Origin of the sequence: Psychrobacter sp. Ps2 (assembly GCF_022129405.1) — a bacterium.
Taxonomy (GTDB): Bacteria; Pseudomonadota; Gammaproteobacteria; order Pseudomonadales; family Moraxellaceae; genus Psychrobacter.
Window position 1 is genome coordinate 111367 of sequence record NZ_JADQAM010000056.1, and the last position, 15673, is coordinate 127039.

13 protein-coding genes are annotated in these 15673 nt (G+C 43.7%); 8 read left to right on the forward strand and 5 right to left on the reverse strand.

The features are described from left to right. Positions 1-220: 220 nt before the first annotated feature. Entirely contained in the window at positions 221-2395 is a 2175-nt protein-coding gene (locus I3254_RS09235) for a TonB-dependent siderophore receptor (RefSeq protein ID WP_238052652.1), read from the forward strand. An 80-nt stretch (positions 2396-2475) separates the two neighbouring features. After that, positions 2476-3222: a siderophore-interacting protein gene (locus I3254_RS09240; protein ID WP_238052653.1), complete on the forward strand. Its 747-nt coding sequence runs from the start codon at positions 2476-2478 to the stop codon at positions 3220-3222. A gap of 67 nt (positions 3223-3289) precedes the next feature. On the opposite strand, the gene I3254_RS09245 is transcribed toward I3254_RS09240, so the two are convergent. From I3254_RS09245 to hppD, 4 genes are all read right to left on the reverse strand, one after another. Beyond that, positions 3290-4693 carry a Na+/H+ antiporter NhaC family protein gene (locus I3254_RS09245; protein ID WP_238052654.1) on the reverse strand — a complete coding sequence of 468 codons (1404 nt, stop codon included), beginning with the start codon at positions 4691-4693 and terminating at the stop codon, positions 3290-3292. A 103-nt stretch (positions 4694-4796) separates the two neighbouring features. Further along, positions 4797-5138 (reverse strand): 4a-hydroxytetrahydrobiopterin dehydratase, encoded by a 342-nt coding sequence (locus I3254_RS09250; protein WP_238052655.1) that lies wholly within the window; start codon positions 5136-5138, stop codon positions 4797-4799. Positions 5139-5286: 148 nt separating this feature from the next. Further along, positions 5287-6228, reverse strand: a complete 942-nt coding sequence (gene phhA / locus I3254_RS09255; protein ID WP_238052656.1) for a phenylalanine 4-monooxygenase — start codon at positions 6226-6228, stop codon at positions 5287-5289. A gap of 132 nt (positions 6229-6360) precedes the next feature. Further along, entirely contained in the window at positions 6361-7461 is a 1101-nt protein-coding gene (hppD, locus tag I3254_RS09260) for a 4-hydroxyphenylpyruvate dioxygenase (protein ID WP_238052657.1), read from the reverse strand. Between the two features lie 178 nt (positions 7462-7639). Between hppD and I3254_RS09265 the strand changes: the two genes are divergently transcribed. The 4 genes from I3254_RS09265 (at position 7640) to I3254_RS09280 (ending at position 12273) form a co-directional block, all read left to right on the forward strand. Next, positions 7640-8587, forward strand: a complete 948-nt coding sequence (locus I3254_RS09265; RefSeq protein WP_238052658.1) for a LysR family transcriptional regulator — start codon at positions 7640-7642, stop codon at positions 8585-8587. Positions 8588-8744: 157 nt separating this feature from the next. After that, positions 8745-9941: an amino acid aminotransferase gene (locus tag I3254_RS09270; protein ID WP_238052659.1), complete on the forward strand. Its 1197-nt coding sequence runs from the start codon at positions 8745-8747 to the stop codon at positions 9939-9941. A gap of 308 nt (positions 9942-10249) precedes the next feature. Continuing rightward, a complete protein-coding gene (gene fahA, locus I3254_RS09275) occupies positions 10250-11551 on the forward strand; it encodes a fumarylacetoacetase (RefSeq protein WP_238052660.1) in 1302 nt (433 codons plus the stop codon). Between the two features lie 146 nt (positions 11552-11697). Continuing rightward, positions 11698-12273 (forward strand): VOC family protein, encoded by a 576-nt coding sequence (locus I3254_RS09280; RefSeq protein WP_179797180.1) that lies wholly within the window; start codon positions 11698-11700, stop codon positions 12271-12273. 50 nt (positions 12274-12323) lie between these two features. Here I3254_RS09280 and I3254_RS09285 read toward each other — a convergent pair whose 3' ends face one another. Continuing rightward, entirely contained in the window at positions 12324-13181 is an 858-nt protein-coding gene (locus I3254_RS09285; protein ID WP_238052661.1) for an IclR family transcriptional regulator, read from the reverse strand. A gap of 169 nt (positions 13182-13350) precedes the next feature. On the opposite strand from I3254_RS09285, the gene maiA reads away from it, so the two are divergent. Continuing rightward, entirely contained in the window at positions 13351-14001 is a 651-nt protein-coding gene (gene maiA, locus I3254_RS09290) for a maleylacetoacetate isomerase (RefSeq protein ID WP_238052669.1), read from the forward strand. 339 nt (positions 14002-14340) lie between these two features. Further along, complete coding sequence (locus tag I3254_RS09295) at positions 14341-15519, forward strand: hypothetical protein (RefSeq protein WP_238052662.1); 1179 nt, start codon at positions 14341-14343, stop codon at positions 15517-15519. Positions 15520-15673: the final 154 nt, after the last annotated feature.

Sequence of the window (15673 nt, forward strand, 5' to 3'; positions counted from 1 at the left end):
CATCGTTTAAAATACATCGCTCCAAATAGTAAATCTGCATGGCTCTATTCGCAATACTCTGTCTTTAGCCCCTTATTAACAGTGCAAATACTTCTCAAAACTGTCTCGTTGTAATTTTTTAATGATAATAATTATCATTAGTGTTATTATTAGCATCCTTATAAATTTGCTTTAACTGTTACAAATAATATTTAATCATTTTAGTCCAAGAGGAAATCTGATGCGGTCTCATCTAACCACTAACGTCATTCGCAAAAAATATCTCACCACAGCAGTACAAATTGGCCTGATCATGGGTATGAGTCACGCCGCTTACGCTGTAGAGACGACAAACAATACTGAAAACGATGAGGCTGCTACACCATCAGCTACCTTAGATGCTATTACCGTCTACTCAGATGGCTATCGTAGTACTGGCACCAAAACTGCATTGGATCCAAACGATGCGCCAATGAGTTATACTAGAATCGATCAAGACCTGTTGCAAAAGCGTCAGGCAGATAGTGTCAATGCTGCATTACGTTATGAGCCAGGCGTAAGCTCTGAGAGCCGCGGTACGGTATCTGTTTTTGATGAGTACAATATCCGCGGATTTAAAACCTATTCAAACTTTTATGACGGACTAAGACTGCCCTACGATGGCGCTTGGAACCTAATGCCACAAGTCGATGTCTATGCGACTGAAGCGGTCGAAGTCGTGAAAGGACCCGCCTCTTCCCTTTATGGCTATGCAGCACCCGGCGGTATGGTGAACCAAATAGCCAAAGCCCCTAAAAGCGCTCAGGAAAACGAAGTACAGCTACGACTTGGCAATCAAAACCTAAAAGAAGTGGCCGTCGATAGCACGGGGCCTATCACGGACACATTGAACTATCGCTTAGTCGCGCTAAAACGTCAAAAAGATGGACAAATGCAAACCACAGAAGAAGAGCGATTGCTGATTAATCCATCGCTTAAATGGCAAGCGACGGATGATGTCTCAGTACTTGCTAATCTATTTTATCAAGATGATCCAGAGATGGTACCATCTACCCCATTGCCTGCTGTCGGCACTGTCTACAAGGCAAGCTATGGCAAGCTCGGCAGTGATGCCTATGCAGGCGATGAATGGAATAAATTTAGTAAAGAAGTATTTATGCCAAGTGTTACTGTGAACTGGGATATCAATGACCAGTTAACTTTTAAACATATTACGCGCTATACCGATGCCGAGGCGCAGCAACGCAATATGTATAACCGTGGGTTTCTTGATGGTAGTGATAAGGTTTTGAAGCGTAGCGCCTACACTACTGATGAAAGTATGAACAACTGGACCACAGATAACCAATTGGCTTACCAATTCGATACTGCTAACACCTCACACAATCTACTGTTCGGTGTTGAGTATCAAGAGACAGACAGCACGGTGAGTTATCGAGATACGCTAGACAGCAAAGATTTACCTATTGATCTATCTAAACCTAGCTTTTCTCAAATTAGTACTGACATGCTACCACTGGATACCTATTATCAGAAAGATGATATTGAACAAAGCCAGCTTGGACTCTATGTGCAGGATGAAATGAGGTGGCAAGACTGGACAGTGGTGGCAGGCCTACGCCATGACGATTTTAAAAGTACCAATGAGCAAAGATCAAGCTATCTAGGTACACCTGGCGAAAAAACTATTATTAACGATGCCAAGGAAACTAGTGGTCGTTTTGCTGCTATCTATGACTTTGGTAATGGTCTATCACCGTTTGCTAGTTACTCAGAGTCTTTTCAGCCCGTTGTTGGTAGCAACTTTATTACTAATGAACCTTTTGAACCAAGCACTGCTGATCAGCTCGAAGCTGGCTTCAAATATCTGTCTCCAGACCGTGCAACTCAAGGAACACTTTCCATATTTGATATCACACAGAAAAATGTCATAGTAACCAACCCCGCTAATTCTCAACAAAAAGTTCAAACTGGTGAAATTGAATCAAAAGGCTTTGAGATATCAGGCAGTCGCATGCTCAATGACTGGGTAGATCTCGCGGCAAGCTACAGCTATACCGATGCTGAGATCACAGAAGATGAGTTCAACCCTGATGTAGTCGGTAATACCCCTGCCCAAACTGCCAAACACAAAGCCACGCTATGGGCAGACTATTATGCCACAGACAAACTCACTCTAAATGCTGGCATTCGCTACGAAGATGGTATGCAGATTGATAAACAAAACTCAGATGAACTGCCAAGTGTGACGCTGGTAGATGTCGGTGGCAGTTATCAAATCAATCCTATGCTAACTGTGGGTGCGAGTATCAACAATCTGTTTGACAAAACCTATGTCGGTGCGTGTTATGACATAAATAACTGCTGGATGGGCCCTGAACGTCAAATGTCAGTCAGCCTAAAAGCCAATTTTTAATCAAATTTACAAGCAGCGGGTTGGTGCTATTAGTAAGCCAACCCCTAACCCCTAAGCCGCTGTTAGAAGGAAAGCACAATATGGCAAAACCTACTCCAAGAATACTAGAAGTTATTGGCACTAGATACATTACGCCAAATATGTGCCGCGTTACACTTGGCGGTGCTGGTATCGTTGACTTTCCAACTGATCAAGAAAGTGCTTATATCAAACTGATATTCCCTCAAGATGTAGATAGTCGCCCACTGATGCGTACTTATACGGTGAGCGTGCAACGTGAAGACGAAATAGATGTTGATTTTGCTTTACATGAGACGGAAGGACCTGCATCGGCATGGGCACGAAATGCGCAAGTCGGCGATCAAATTCTGATAGGTGGTCCAGGGCCAAAGAAGCTCATTAACGATGAAGCAGATTGGTTTTTATTAGTCGGTGATATGACCGCGCTACCAGCGATTACGGTCAACTTAGCACAGTTACCTACTGATGCTCGTGGTTACGCAGTACTTGAAGTGACGACTGAGGCAGATCGTCAGACGCTCAAAAAACCAGAGAACGTCGAGATACATTGGGTGATTAATGCCCATCCAAATGCAGACGATAGCCCTTTACTGAGCTGTGTTAAATCATTGAACTGGCTCGATGGTCAACCTGCTGTTTGGGCTGCGTGTGAATTTCATAGCATGCGTGCACTGCGCCAGTACTTCAAAGTTGAGCGCGCGATACCAAAGACGCATTTATATGTTTCTAGCTACTGGAAAGTCGATAGCACAGAGGATCAGCATAAAATCGTCAAAAGTCAGGATGCGCAAACGGAAGATCAGTAAATACGTATTTCGAAACAAAAAAGGAGGGGCTAATATTAGCTCCACCTTTTTTATCAATCATTATCTATCATGCTTCGACGACCTTCCCCTCTTTCACTCTACTAATCGTCAGCCCCGTAAACCCGAATAGCAGCGTCAGCAGCAGTGACAAATAACAGAAGAACGCATAAGGCAAGTAGTCTAATACCGGCACCCCTAACGCCTGACTGATAAACACCCCGCACACACTCCAAGGCACTAATGGATTAATCACCGTTCCCGCATCTTCAATCGTCCGCGACAGATTCTTAGGATGTAAATGTAGACGCTCAAACGTCGAGCGAAAGGCCGTACCCGACAGTAGAATACTCAAATACTGCTCACCAATCAGCACGTTAATGCTCAATGCCGACATCGCTGCCGCAAATATCGCTCGTCCTGATGTCGTCAATGTATCCTTAATACCAGATAGCAGTGCTGGCAGAATACCCAGCGCCGTCAATAGACCACCTAAGCTTAATGCCAGTATCACAATCGCCTGAGTAAAGAACATACTCTGTACACCCCCGCGCGACAGCATACCACCTACCTCACCCAGCTCTAATGACTCAGCAGGGGCATAGCCTGCAAACAGATAACCACCCAACTGTCCAAAACTTGGTGAACTATGCACATAAGTAATAATCAATGCCGCGGCAATGGTACAGATAATCGTATAAATCGCATTGACCCGAAACAGTGCCAATCCGACTAATACCACAAAGGGTAATACCGAATACCCATGTACCAGACCGCTGTCTATCAGTTGTCCTTGTAGCATGGTTACTTGACTCAAATCAGAACTGACGGTCTGTCCTGAGAACATCCAGAACAAGATCACCGTCAGTATCCATGCAGGGACTGTCGTGTACATCATATTGCGAATATGTTCAAACAGATCGATGCCAACGACAGAGGACGCAATCGTACAGGTATCAGATAATGGTGACATCTTATCGCCGAAGAACGCCCCTGATACCACTGCCCCTGCTGCTATCGCCACATTGGCATCAAAGGCGTTACTCATACCAATAAACGCTACGCCAAGCGTTGCTGCAGTCGTCAAACTACTACCTAGAGCAATACCGATAATAGAGGTTAAGATAAAAGCAGAAATATAGTAGTACTCAGGTGAGATCAGCTGAAAGCCTACATACATGAGTGTAGGAATAGCACCTGACATCATCAGAGCCGCAACCATCAGTCCAATAAAGAAGAACAAATAGATGGCACCAATACCGCGCATGACGCCTGATGCCATTTGCATTTGCATGTCATCAAAGCTGAGTCCCTTATACATACCAATAGCCAGTAACACACAGATGGCTAAGATAAGAGACAGGTGCGGCACCCAGCCAAAACCAATCATGGTGATGCCCATGATACCGATGACGATGGCGGATATGATAAAGGCGAGCTTGGCACTGATTAATGTGAGGGGTTTTGGTGGCATGACACATCCTTAAAATGCCAGTAAATACTGGCACTAAATTGGGTTTGATTTTAATTTTAATGGTAGAATTATGGTTAAAGTGATTTGTTAGTAAAGCAACCTATTACTTATCGATTAAGTCATCGGTCTTAGCTGCCATGACAAAATCATTACGATGCAAACCCTTGATACTATGCGACCACCAAGTGACCGTAGCCTTACCCCACTCTACCAATATACCCGGATGATGCCCTTCTGCTTCAGCGATTTCTGCCAGTTGATTGGCAAATGCCATTGCTGAGACGAAGTTTTTAAATTTGTACTGACGCTGCAATTGCTTAATACCATCCACCTCGATTAGTGACCAATCAGGAATTTGCGGTAATAGTTCTCGTGCTTCGGCTTCATCGACTTTCGGTGCGCCAATGCTGCAAGCTTCGCAGCTGTTTTGTGATAATGCTGTCATAATAAAATCCTTTTATAGTGGCTGTTTTCGATGTCTGTTTTGATAGCTACTTTCTAATACTCGTACGTCCATGTTGATATAGCTGTATTGCTATATCAATACTTCGTACTGAAGTGTTGGTTTTCATGTTTAATTTTGAATTGCCATTTTAACGAGTTTTTTCTGGATAGGTCGGCTCGAATAGTCCAAGCGACATAGCTTTTTTGACCGCACCCATAATGTCACTATTGACAATATCAAATAAGGTATCTAATTCATCGATGACATAGTAGATCGGCTGTATCTGATCAATACGATAAGGTGTACGCAACACATCAAGCAAATCAAACGCTCGGTGCTCAGGTTGAGACTGAGGTTGAGATTGCGGCTTATTTTGAGCGATTGAAAGCTCTTGCGGCGTCCGATCAAGTGCGTAGATTGTTTCAGAAGGTGAGCTTAATATACCGCCGCCATAGATTCTACGATTTTCTACGCGACTGCCGACCAATCCAAACTCAATGGTAAACCAATACAGTCGTGCTAAAAACCAGCGCTCCTCTTTCGTTGCGCTAAGACCAAGCTTACCATATGTTTCATTAAAGGCTGCAAACGCAGGATGGGTCAATAGCGGGCAATGCCCAACGATTTCATGAAAGATATCAGGCTCTTCAATATAGTCCATATCATCAAATCGACGAATAAACGTCGCCACAGGAAAGGACTTATTGGCCAGTAGTTTGAAAAATTTACCAAAGCTGATTAATGCAGGCACAGCGGCGGTCTGCCAACCTGTCGTCGCTTGCAATACCTCATCGATATCATGCAACTGCGGGATATGCGTCGTCGGTAAATTTAACTTAGTCAAACCCTCTAAATATGCAGTACACGCACGATTGGGCGTTTGTTCCGCTTGACGTGCCAGCAGCGCTTGCCACATCGCATGCTCATCATCACTATAGTGAATATGACTATCGGGTTGGTGTGAGATATACGGTTGTTTTTTATTTGTCGCATTAGAATGACTGGACGCATCGTTGCTTTGCTTATTAGTCGCAACGCTATTGGTACCGATGGCCGTATTAAGATAATCTATCTGTGATAGGCGTTCCATGCCTGTATTCCTTTTATCGCAATGAGAGCATTACCTTTGCTGTCGTGCTTGTAGGTAATACTCCTATTAAGGACAACACAAACTCCTTTTGTCTTGTCCATTGATTAAATGTGGTCTAAGCGTTAGATAATATTATAGCGTTTCAGTCTCTGGCTGACCGACTGTGCCGCGACGTACTTGGTCGCGCTCTATCGACTCAAACAACGCTTTAAAGTTACCTTCACCAAAGCCATCTGCATAATCGCCTTTACGCTGAATAAACTCAAAGAACACTGGGCTACCCAAGATGGTCTCAGAGAAAATCTGTAGCAGCAGACGCGGTGCACCGCCTTCTGTGGTGCCGTCTAATAAGATACCGCGCGTTTGTAAGTCAGCGACATTTTCACCATGATTTGGCAAACGCTCACTCAGCATTTCATAGTAAGCAGCATTTGGTGCGGTCATAAGCGGAATACCAGCCGCTTTTAGCTTATCGATGCTGGCAAACAAGTCATCACTGGCTAGCGCAATATGCTGAATACCTTCGCCATTGAAATGCATTAGATATTCTTCTATTTGACCACCGCCCTGTTTGGCTTCTTCATTCAGCGGAATACGGATTTTTCCATCAGGTGCGGTCATGGCTTTACTGGTTAGTCCCGTGTACTCACCTTTGATATCAAAGTAACGAATCTCGCGGAAATTAAAGATACGCTCATAGAATTTTGCCCAGTACGCCATGCGTCCACGATAGACGTTATGCGTTAAATGGTCGATAACTTTGAAACCATAGCCGACAGGGTTTCTGTCGATATCTGCAAAGAACTCAAAGTCGACATCATAGATAGATTCGCCGTCTTTATAACGGTCAATCAAATAGATTAGTGAGCCGCCAATACCTTTGATAGCTGGCAATCTAAGCTCCATCACCCCAGTTGGCACGTCTACTGGCTGTGCGCCCATTTCAATCGCACGCTCATACGCTTTTTTGGCATCTTTTACCCGAAAGCCCATGCTACAAGCACCAGCGCCATGCTCTTCAACGAAGTAACTGGCTTGGCTTTTTGGCTCGCGGTTTAGGATAAGGTTGATATCACCTTGGCGATATAGCGCAACATCTTTTGAACGATGATTGGCGACATGAGCAAAACCAAGCTGCTTAAACAATGCGTCGACTGCATCAGGCTGCGGAGAAGCAAACTCGACAAAATCAAATCCATTTAGTCCCATTGGGTTGTCAAATAAATCTGCCATTGCAATTATCCTTAATTTCAATTGGTAATAGAAAATCGATGAGTAGTAAAAGTCGATCAATAGTAAAAGTCTATAAAACGATTAATAATCAATCTTTATTGTTGACGTTGTATTTATATTAGATTAGCTTTATTTATAAGACTAATTGTTTTTTATGATTTATTTATCAGGTTTACTTATGAATATCAGCATTCGCCAATTGACCGCATTTATCAAAGTCGCTGACAACGGCAGTTTTACTCGTGCTAGCGAACAGATGTATTTGACTCAATCTGCTGTTAGTGGATTGATTAAGGAATTAGAGACTGGCCTCGGTATCGTGTTGTTTGATCGCACCACTCGCCAGTTATCTTTGTCAGCAGTAGGACGGCACCTACTACCGCAAGCGCGGCGTATCTTGAATGAGATGCAGCTTTTTGAAAATGAAGCAAGTAGTTTGACCAGCTTGGCCCAAGGTCAGGTGCGCTTGGCTGTATCACAGTTTGCAGCATCATCCCTACCTGCCGTCATCGCCCAATTTGCCAAAGAATATCCAAATATCGGCGTCTCGCTATTGGACTGTTCAGCCGAGAATTTGCTTAAGCATATCCAAGATATCGAAGTCGATTTAGGCGTTGGCACTGAGCTTGGTTTTATAGAAACTGAAGATGATATCGGGGCTGATTTGTTGTATCAGCTACCATTTTGCGTGGTTATGCCAGACAATCATGCGTTGGCACAAAGAGATGAAATTACTTGGCAAGATTTATTAGAAACGCCGCTGATTACCTTACAAGGTCCGTTCCTCGATCAAGTAACCGCAGAGCTCGACGACTCTATCTCCGCTCATGTGCAACAAGCTCGATACAAGGTGAACTTCATGTCCACCGCACTTGAGATGACGCGGCAAGGCTTTGGTATCACGCTGTGTCTGCCTTATATGCCTGAAGTTATTGATTGGGTCAGCGCCAATGGTCTGCTGATGCGACCACTCACTCAACCAGTCAAAATGCGGCAGTTTTTTATTTATCAACGTGCCTCACGGGCGCTCTCTCCGGCGACCATTGCTTTTAAGCAGTTTTTGCAAACGTATTTTGCGACCCATTATAACGACCTACATCACTCTGACTCATCGTCTAGCGAATGACGTATAGCCCCTCAAATGCCTTTGATAAGCAGATAAATAACTTATTTGGGTATTTATTTTACTAATTGCACCAGATAACCCACTCTCATGTTGAGTTAATCATCAATTTGCTCTATGATTTTCGGCTGCTCGGTTTATATTTTTATAAGGAAATGGCATGTTTGAACGTATCGATTATTACGCTGGTGATCCAATCTTAGGTCTTATGGAAAAATACTCAGCAGATAGCAATCCTAACAAGGTCAATTTAGGTATTGGTATTTATTATGATGAGAGTGGCGTATTGCCTGTACTCGACTGTGTAAAAACAGCCGAAGAGCGTATTGCTGATCCTATCGCACCGCGTCCATACCTGCCAATGGCAGGCCTGCCAGGCCACCGTAAAGGCTGTCAGGAATTACTATTTGGTAAAGACGCTCAGATTTTAAAAGACGGCTTGGTCGCTACTATCGCCACCATCGGTGGTTCTGGCGCGCTAAAAGTCGGTGCTGAGTTTATCCATGACTGGTTCCCACAAGCTAAGTGCTATGTGAGCGATCCAACATGGGGCAACCATATTGCTATCTTTGAAGGCTCTGATGTAGAAGTGGGTAAATACCCGTACTACGACAAAGCCAACAGCAGTATCAAATTTGAGGAAATGATTGCGTTTTTTGAGACATTGAACAAAAACGACGTCATTTTGCTACACCCATGCTGCCATAACCCAACTGGTATGGATTTGACCCAAGCGCAATGGGATACCGTACTCAACGTCGTGAAGGCGCGTGAGCTGATTCCATTCATGGACATCGCTTATCAAGGGTTTGGCGAAGACATGGACAGCGACGCTTACGCTATCCGTAAAGCGGTTGAGATGGGCTTGCCATTGTTTGTTAGCAACTCATTCTCTAAAAACTTATCGCTATACGGCGAGCGCGTCGGCGGCCTATCAGTCGTCTGCCCAACCGTAGACGAAACCGATCGCGTATTCGGTCAGCTAAACGCAACCGTACGCCGTATCTACTCAAGCCCGCCATCACATGGTGGACGCGTGGTCGATATCGTCATGAACGATGAAGCACTACATGAGCAGTGGGTTGGCGAAGTTTATGCGATGCGCGACCGTATCAAAGCCATGCGCCTAAAGTTAAAGTCAGTGTTAGAAGCTAAAATCCCTAACCGTAACTTTGATTACATCACTCGTCAAAACGGTATGTTTAGCTTTACTGGCTTGACGCCTGATCAAGTCGAACGCCTACAGACCGAGTTTGGTATCTATATGGTTTCTAACTCACGTATGTGTGTGGCTGGCCTAAATACCAGCAACATCGACTATGTGGCCAATGCCATGGCAGACGTCTTAAAAGACTGATTAAACCACGTAAGCCATGTTACTCAATATGTAACTTGATAAAAAATAAACATAGATAAGAAAGGCTGAGCGACTGCTCGGCCTTTTTTTATGCCTAGCATTTAATCAAAATTATTTCGTCAAAACTATTTTATTAAAATCATCTAGTCAGAACCGTTTAGTCAAAACAACGACAACCACTTTTCAAAGCAGCTTTTTAACAAAAGACATTGCACAAAAAACTTGCAATCCATATATCAATAAATTACATTATACGTAAGTGATTAATTATAACGTAATTCGTAATTTATATTAGCAAGGAGCAAATCATGTCAACGACTGACAGCACCCTCACCTCTTTTATCGATATCGCTGCTGACTCTGACTTTTCTATTCACAATCTCCCTTATGGCATCTTTAGCGAAACTAAAGACGCTGCTAGTGATAACAATCGCCGTGCAGGCGTTGCCATCGGTGAGCATGTACTGGATCTATCTGTACTCGAAGCCGAAGGATTATTAAGTTTAGACGGTGGTCCGTATTTCGACCAATCCACTCTAAATGCTTTTATTGATTCTGGTCGAGACAATTGGACACAGGCACGCACAACCATTCAGACACTGCTGTCTAATGACAATGACACGTTACGTGACAATACAGACTTGCAGAAAAAGGCCCTGTTTAAACAAGCAGATGTCACGATGCACTTACCTGTTCGAGTGCCCGGATTTACAGACTTCTACTCTTCTAAAGAGCACGCGACCAACGTCGGCACCATGTTCCGCGATCCAAACAACGCCCTATTGCCTAACTGGACTGAAATGCCTGTCGGCTATAACGGACGCGCCAGTACCGTCATCGTTAGTGGAACTGATATCGTACGTCCATCAGGTCAGCTAAAGCTTAACCCTGATGAGCGTCCTATTTTCTCTGCCTGCAAGCGCTTGGATTTTGAACTAGAGACCGCATTTGTCGTTGGCAAAAGCAATCATATCGGTCAGCCAATCGCCGTAGATGATGCCGCTGATCATATTTTTGGTATGGTGTTGCTCAATGATTGGTCAGCACGAGATATCCAAAAATGGGAATACGTGCCTTTAGGTCCATTTAATGCTAAGACCTTTGCCTCCGAGGTTTCTCCTTGGATTGTCACCATGGATGCGTTGGCTCCGTTCAAAACAGCTTGTCCAACACAAGAACCCAAGCCACTCGCTTATTTAAATGAAAAATCGAGCGACAACAGCTTTGATATCAATCTATCGGTTGAATTACTGCCTGAAAATGCGGAAACCGCGACCATCATTTGTGAGACCAACTTCAAATACATGTATTGGTCAATGGCACAGCAGCTTACCCACCACACCATCACTGGCTGCAAAGTTGAAGTCGGTGACATGATGGGTTCAGGCACGATTTCAGGACCAACGCCTGATTCTTATGGCTCGATGCTAGAGATTGCTTGGAATGCTACCAAACCAGTCACGCTTGAAGGTGGTGAGACGCGCAGCTTTATCGAAGATGGTGACACAGTCATTATGAAAGGCTATAGCGAAAAAGACGGCATCCGTGTTGGCTTTGGTGAAGTACGCGGCAAGGTATTACCAGCACTGAGCTTTGATTTTGATAAATAGTATTTAAGAAATAACATAGATAGAGAAATAGCAAAATAGGCGTGAAAACTCTCATGCAGGCTGATAGGAAGACAAATGCATTCACCTACTCATCGTTATGTGAATACAGCCAAATGAGTGACGCGCCTTATCAAAAGGAGTTTGATATGAGCTTTCAAATTGAGAAAATCCATCATGTGGCTTATCGCTGCAAAGATGCCAAAGAAACCGTCGAATGGTATAAAAAGAATCTAAATATGGATTTTATTCTGGCATTCGCAGAAGATCATGTGCCTTCGACCAAAGCCTTTGACCCTTATATGCACGTCTTTTTGGACGCTGGTAATGGAAATGTCTTAGCGTTTTTTGAAGTACCCAATCAACCTGAGATGGGCTTTGATCCTAATACCCCAAGCTGGGTGCAGCATTTGGCGCTAAAGGTTAAGGACCGTGACGAATTAATAGTTGCCAAAGAGCATTTAGAAAATGCAGGCATCGATGTCATTGGCGTGACCAATCATGGCATCTTTCACTCGATTTACTTTTTTGATCCCAACGGTCATCGTCTCGAGCTGACCTATGATGATCCAACCTCAGAAGACAAAGTATCGATGATTACAGATGCCATCAAGCAAGACATGCTAGATGAGTGGTCTCGTACCAAGCGTGCTCCTGCACATACACAGTTTCTGCATAGTGATGAGCTGGCTGAAGCACGCGAAGTTGCTCCTGTCGGTGAGTGACACAGAACATTAGAGTATCTTTAGAAATAAATTCTCTACAGAAATTTTAATTATGCAATTTGATAACGCTGTGCTATCGCCAGTATTTGCTTAACCACATTATGTTGCTCACTCATAGGCAATTGCTCTGTCGTTCCAATGATAGTGATGGCATATTCTAGCGGTAAATCTTCACTATCAGTTTTGTCACTACTCGTGGATGGTTTAGTAGCACTATTGGCAAGCTGTGGCAATATAACAGGAATCGTAATGGCGTTAATCCCCATAAGCATATCGCCCGTCACTGTCGCATAGCCTTGAGTACGAATGTTGGCTTGTAGCTGGGTAAAGTGCTGCCATTTCTCGGTCATATCTACGGTGGTATTACTCGTATGCCACTCAGCTGTGACCAATGGCTGAATGACGGCATCAGGTTGATAACTGGCAAATAACTGCCCTGTGGCCGATGTCGTCAGAGGCATACGTGAGCCAATGCGAGTAATGATACTAATCGGACTGTCTGGCTCAACGGACTGAATGATAATCGGGCCTTCGCTAAACCATTTGGCAATTTGCACACCGCAGTTTAAGGTGTCTTTGATTTCATTAGCCACTTGCGTGAGACGTGCCAAAAGATTGTTTTGGTTGAGTTCCGTATGTCCTAGTGATGCCAATGCATTGACTCTATCGCCAAGCCCATAGCGCCCATCATCAAGCTTACGCGCATAGTTTTTGCGGATGAGACTGACCAAGTAACGATGGGATTTTGCTGGGTGCATTTGCATGGCTTCAGCGATATCTTTTAGCATCATAGGCTCATTGCGGTCGATCAGCACATCGAGTATCGACAGCCCAATCTCAAGCGACTGAACCCCACTTTGGTTTTTACTGCTGATAGAACTGTCTACAAGGGTTTTGTCTGCTGGCATGATTTACTCGATTCTGGTGTGCTTGGTCGATAGGTGAACTACTATTCTGGCTTGCTTGATAATGGTTTGTTCAATAAGGGTTTGCCCGATCAAATATCAGTGAGATACAGACCTTACTTCATAATATTTATCTTTATAAAAACACATCAATATAAGGACATGAATCATGATGACACTTTATGGCTACTTTCGTAGTAGCACGTCTTACCGTACTCGTATCGCTATGAACCTAAAAGGCTTAGATTACGATGATATCACGATTAATCTGGCAGAGGATGAGCAGTTAGAATCTGCCTTTAAAGCGATTAATCCGCAAGGATTGGTGCCTGTCCTACAGACTGACGATTTATTATTATATCAAAGTCCAGCTATCTTGGAGTGGTTAGAAGAGGTCTACCCTGAGCACGCACTATTACCTAACGATGCTGCTGGGCGTATGCAGGTACGCGCGCTGAGTGCCATGATTGGTTGCGACATCCACCCAATTAATAATCGCCGCATTTTACAGTACTTGCGCAATGAGTTGTCAGTAGACGAGGAAAATGTGGTTGCATGGTGCGATCGCTGGATCAGTGAAGGTTTTGCTGCTTTAGAGACACGTTTGGCAGCGGATAACAATCGCGGACAGTTCTGCTATGGGGACAGTCCTACTCTCGCAGATTGTTATTTGATTCCGCAAGTCTCTTCTGCTCGCCGCTTCAAAGTAGATTTGAGCGCTTATCCCAATATCGTCGCCATTGATACTCATTGCCGTACACTAAAGGCATTTGCAGATGCGGATCCTATGATGCAGCCTGATGCGCCGAAACGTGATGCCTAATTTAAGACAGTTTTTATAGGATACCTATCTTTATAGAATATTTATCTTCTCGGCCAAATATTAAGTGACTTAGAATTAACACTTAATATTTGGTCTAGCTTTATTCTTCACACCTTCATATTTTCGCAGCTTAACCTCTAGCTTTATCGCTAAATTTTGCCTCATTGATTACTATTTATTCAATTTTTACAATATAATTTTTAATATATTCATATTAACGGTTGTATGGTGGGCAGCTGTTGGTTATTCTTTATATAAGCATTTGTCATCGCTCAAATTTGTACTTTATCAGCTATAAAAAAAAGTACTGTCTTATTCATCACAATAAGGTTGAACAATATGAATGATATATCCTCAGCAGAGATAACCACCCTACCATCAGATGCAGCAAACAAGATTTATGCATCAGCAATCATGTTCAGAGATGAAACAGAAAGCGCTAGAAAAATTGCACCCGTGGTGGCCAATAAACTTTCAGAATTTGCATTATTTAGAATGGGGCTGCCTAAATCGTTAGGAGGATGGGCAGGAAACCCAATAGAAACGCTAAAAACTTATGAGACGTTGGCCAGTGCTGAAGCCTCCGTTGCTTGGATTGTTTGGAACAACCATTTGGCCTGTACATTCGGTCGATTTTTGGATGAATCCAGCATGAAAGAAGTATACAGCGACCCCTCTCATATTTATGCCAATTCCGCACGTCCTGAAGGCGTGGCACAAACAGTAGATAATGGCTATATGGTATCAGGACAATGGACACTCGTCTCTGGATGCCAATTGGCTGACTGGTTTGTGCTCCGTTGCCTCGTTATCTCCGAAGGCTCTCCTACGACCCTTGGCCCAGGTGCAAATTTAAAACTATTCTTTATTCCTAAAAAAGACGTAAAAATCATTGATACGTGGGATGTGGGCGGTCTAAATGGCACAGGTAGCCACGATATAGTCATCAAAGGCGCTTTTGTCAAAGAGGCTTATGCAGTTGACTTTGATAGTCCTGTGGCTGTCGATACTGCCTACAGTCGTCTGCCTATCGGCTGTATCAATGCTGCTGGCTGTGCAGCGATGGCGCTAGGCGTATTAAAAGCCGCCATGGACGACTTGGTTGATATGTGTCTTGAAAGGGTAACGCCTGATAAGAGTCCAGATTTACGCGACCGTGCAACGGTACAGGCTACCATTGCTAAGAGCAAAACAATACTGGCATCAAAACGCGACCAACTGCATTATAGTGTCGAGGTACTGTGGAAAGAGGCACAGCAGCAGAACACCTTTACTGATATACAGCTTGCCGATGTGTGGGCAGCGTCTTATGAAGGCGCAAGAGAAGCTCGTGACATGGTATCTGAAATTTACGCAGTCGCAGGCACAGCCTCCCTATATAAAAAGCATAAGATAGAAAGGGCGCATAGAGATATTCATGCGATTTTGCAGCATGGCATTATTCAACCTCACTGGATGAATCAAGCAGGTATGGCCTATGTTGGACTGACACCGAATGGCGCAATGTTCAGAATATAGAAGCATCTTAATTATAAATAATAAGCGCTTGTAAGATACAATTTACAAGCGCTTATTTTGATTTATCGGTAGCTTTAGGTGTAATGGACAAAATTCATGCTAAAAAGTAGAAGGTAGTCGCTAATGGACATAATTCATGCTATTTAAGTGACTT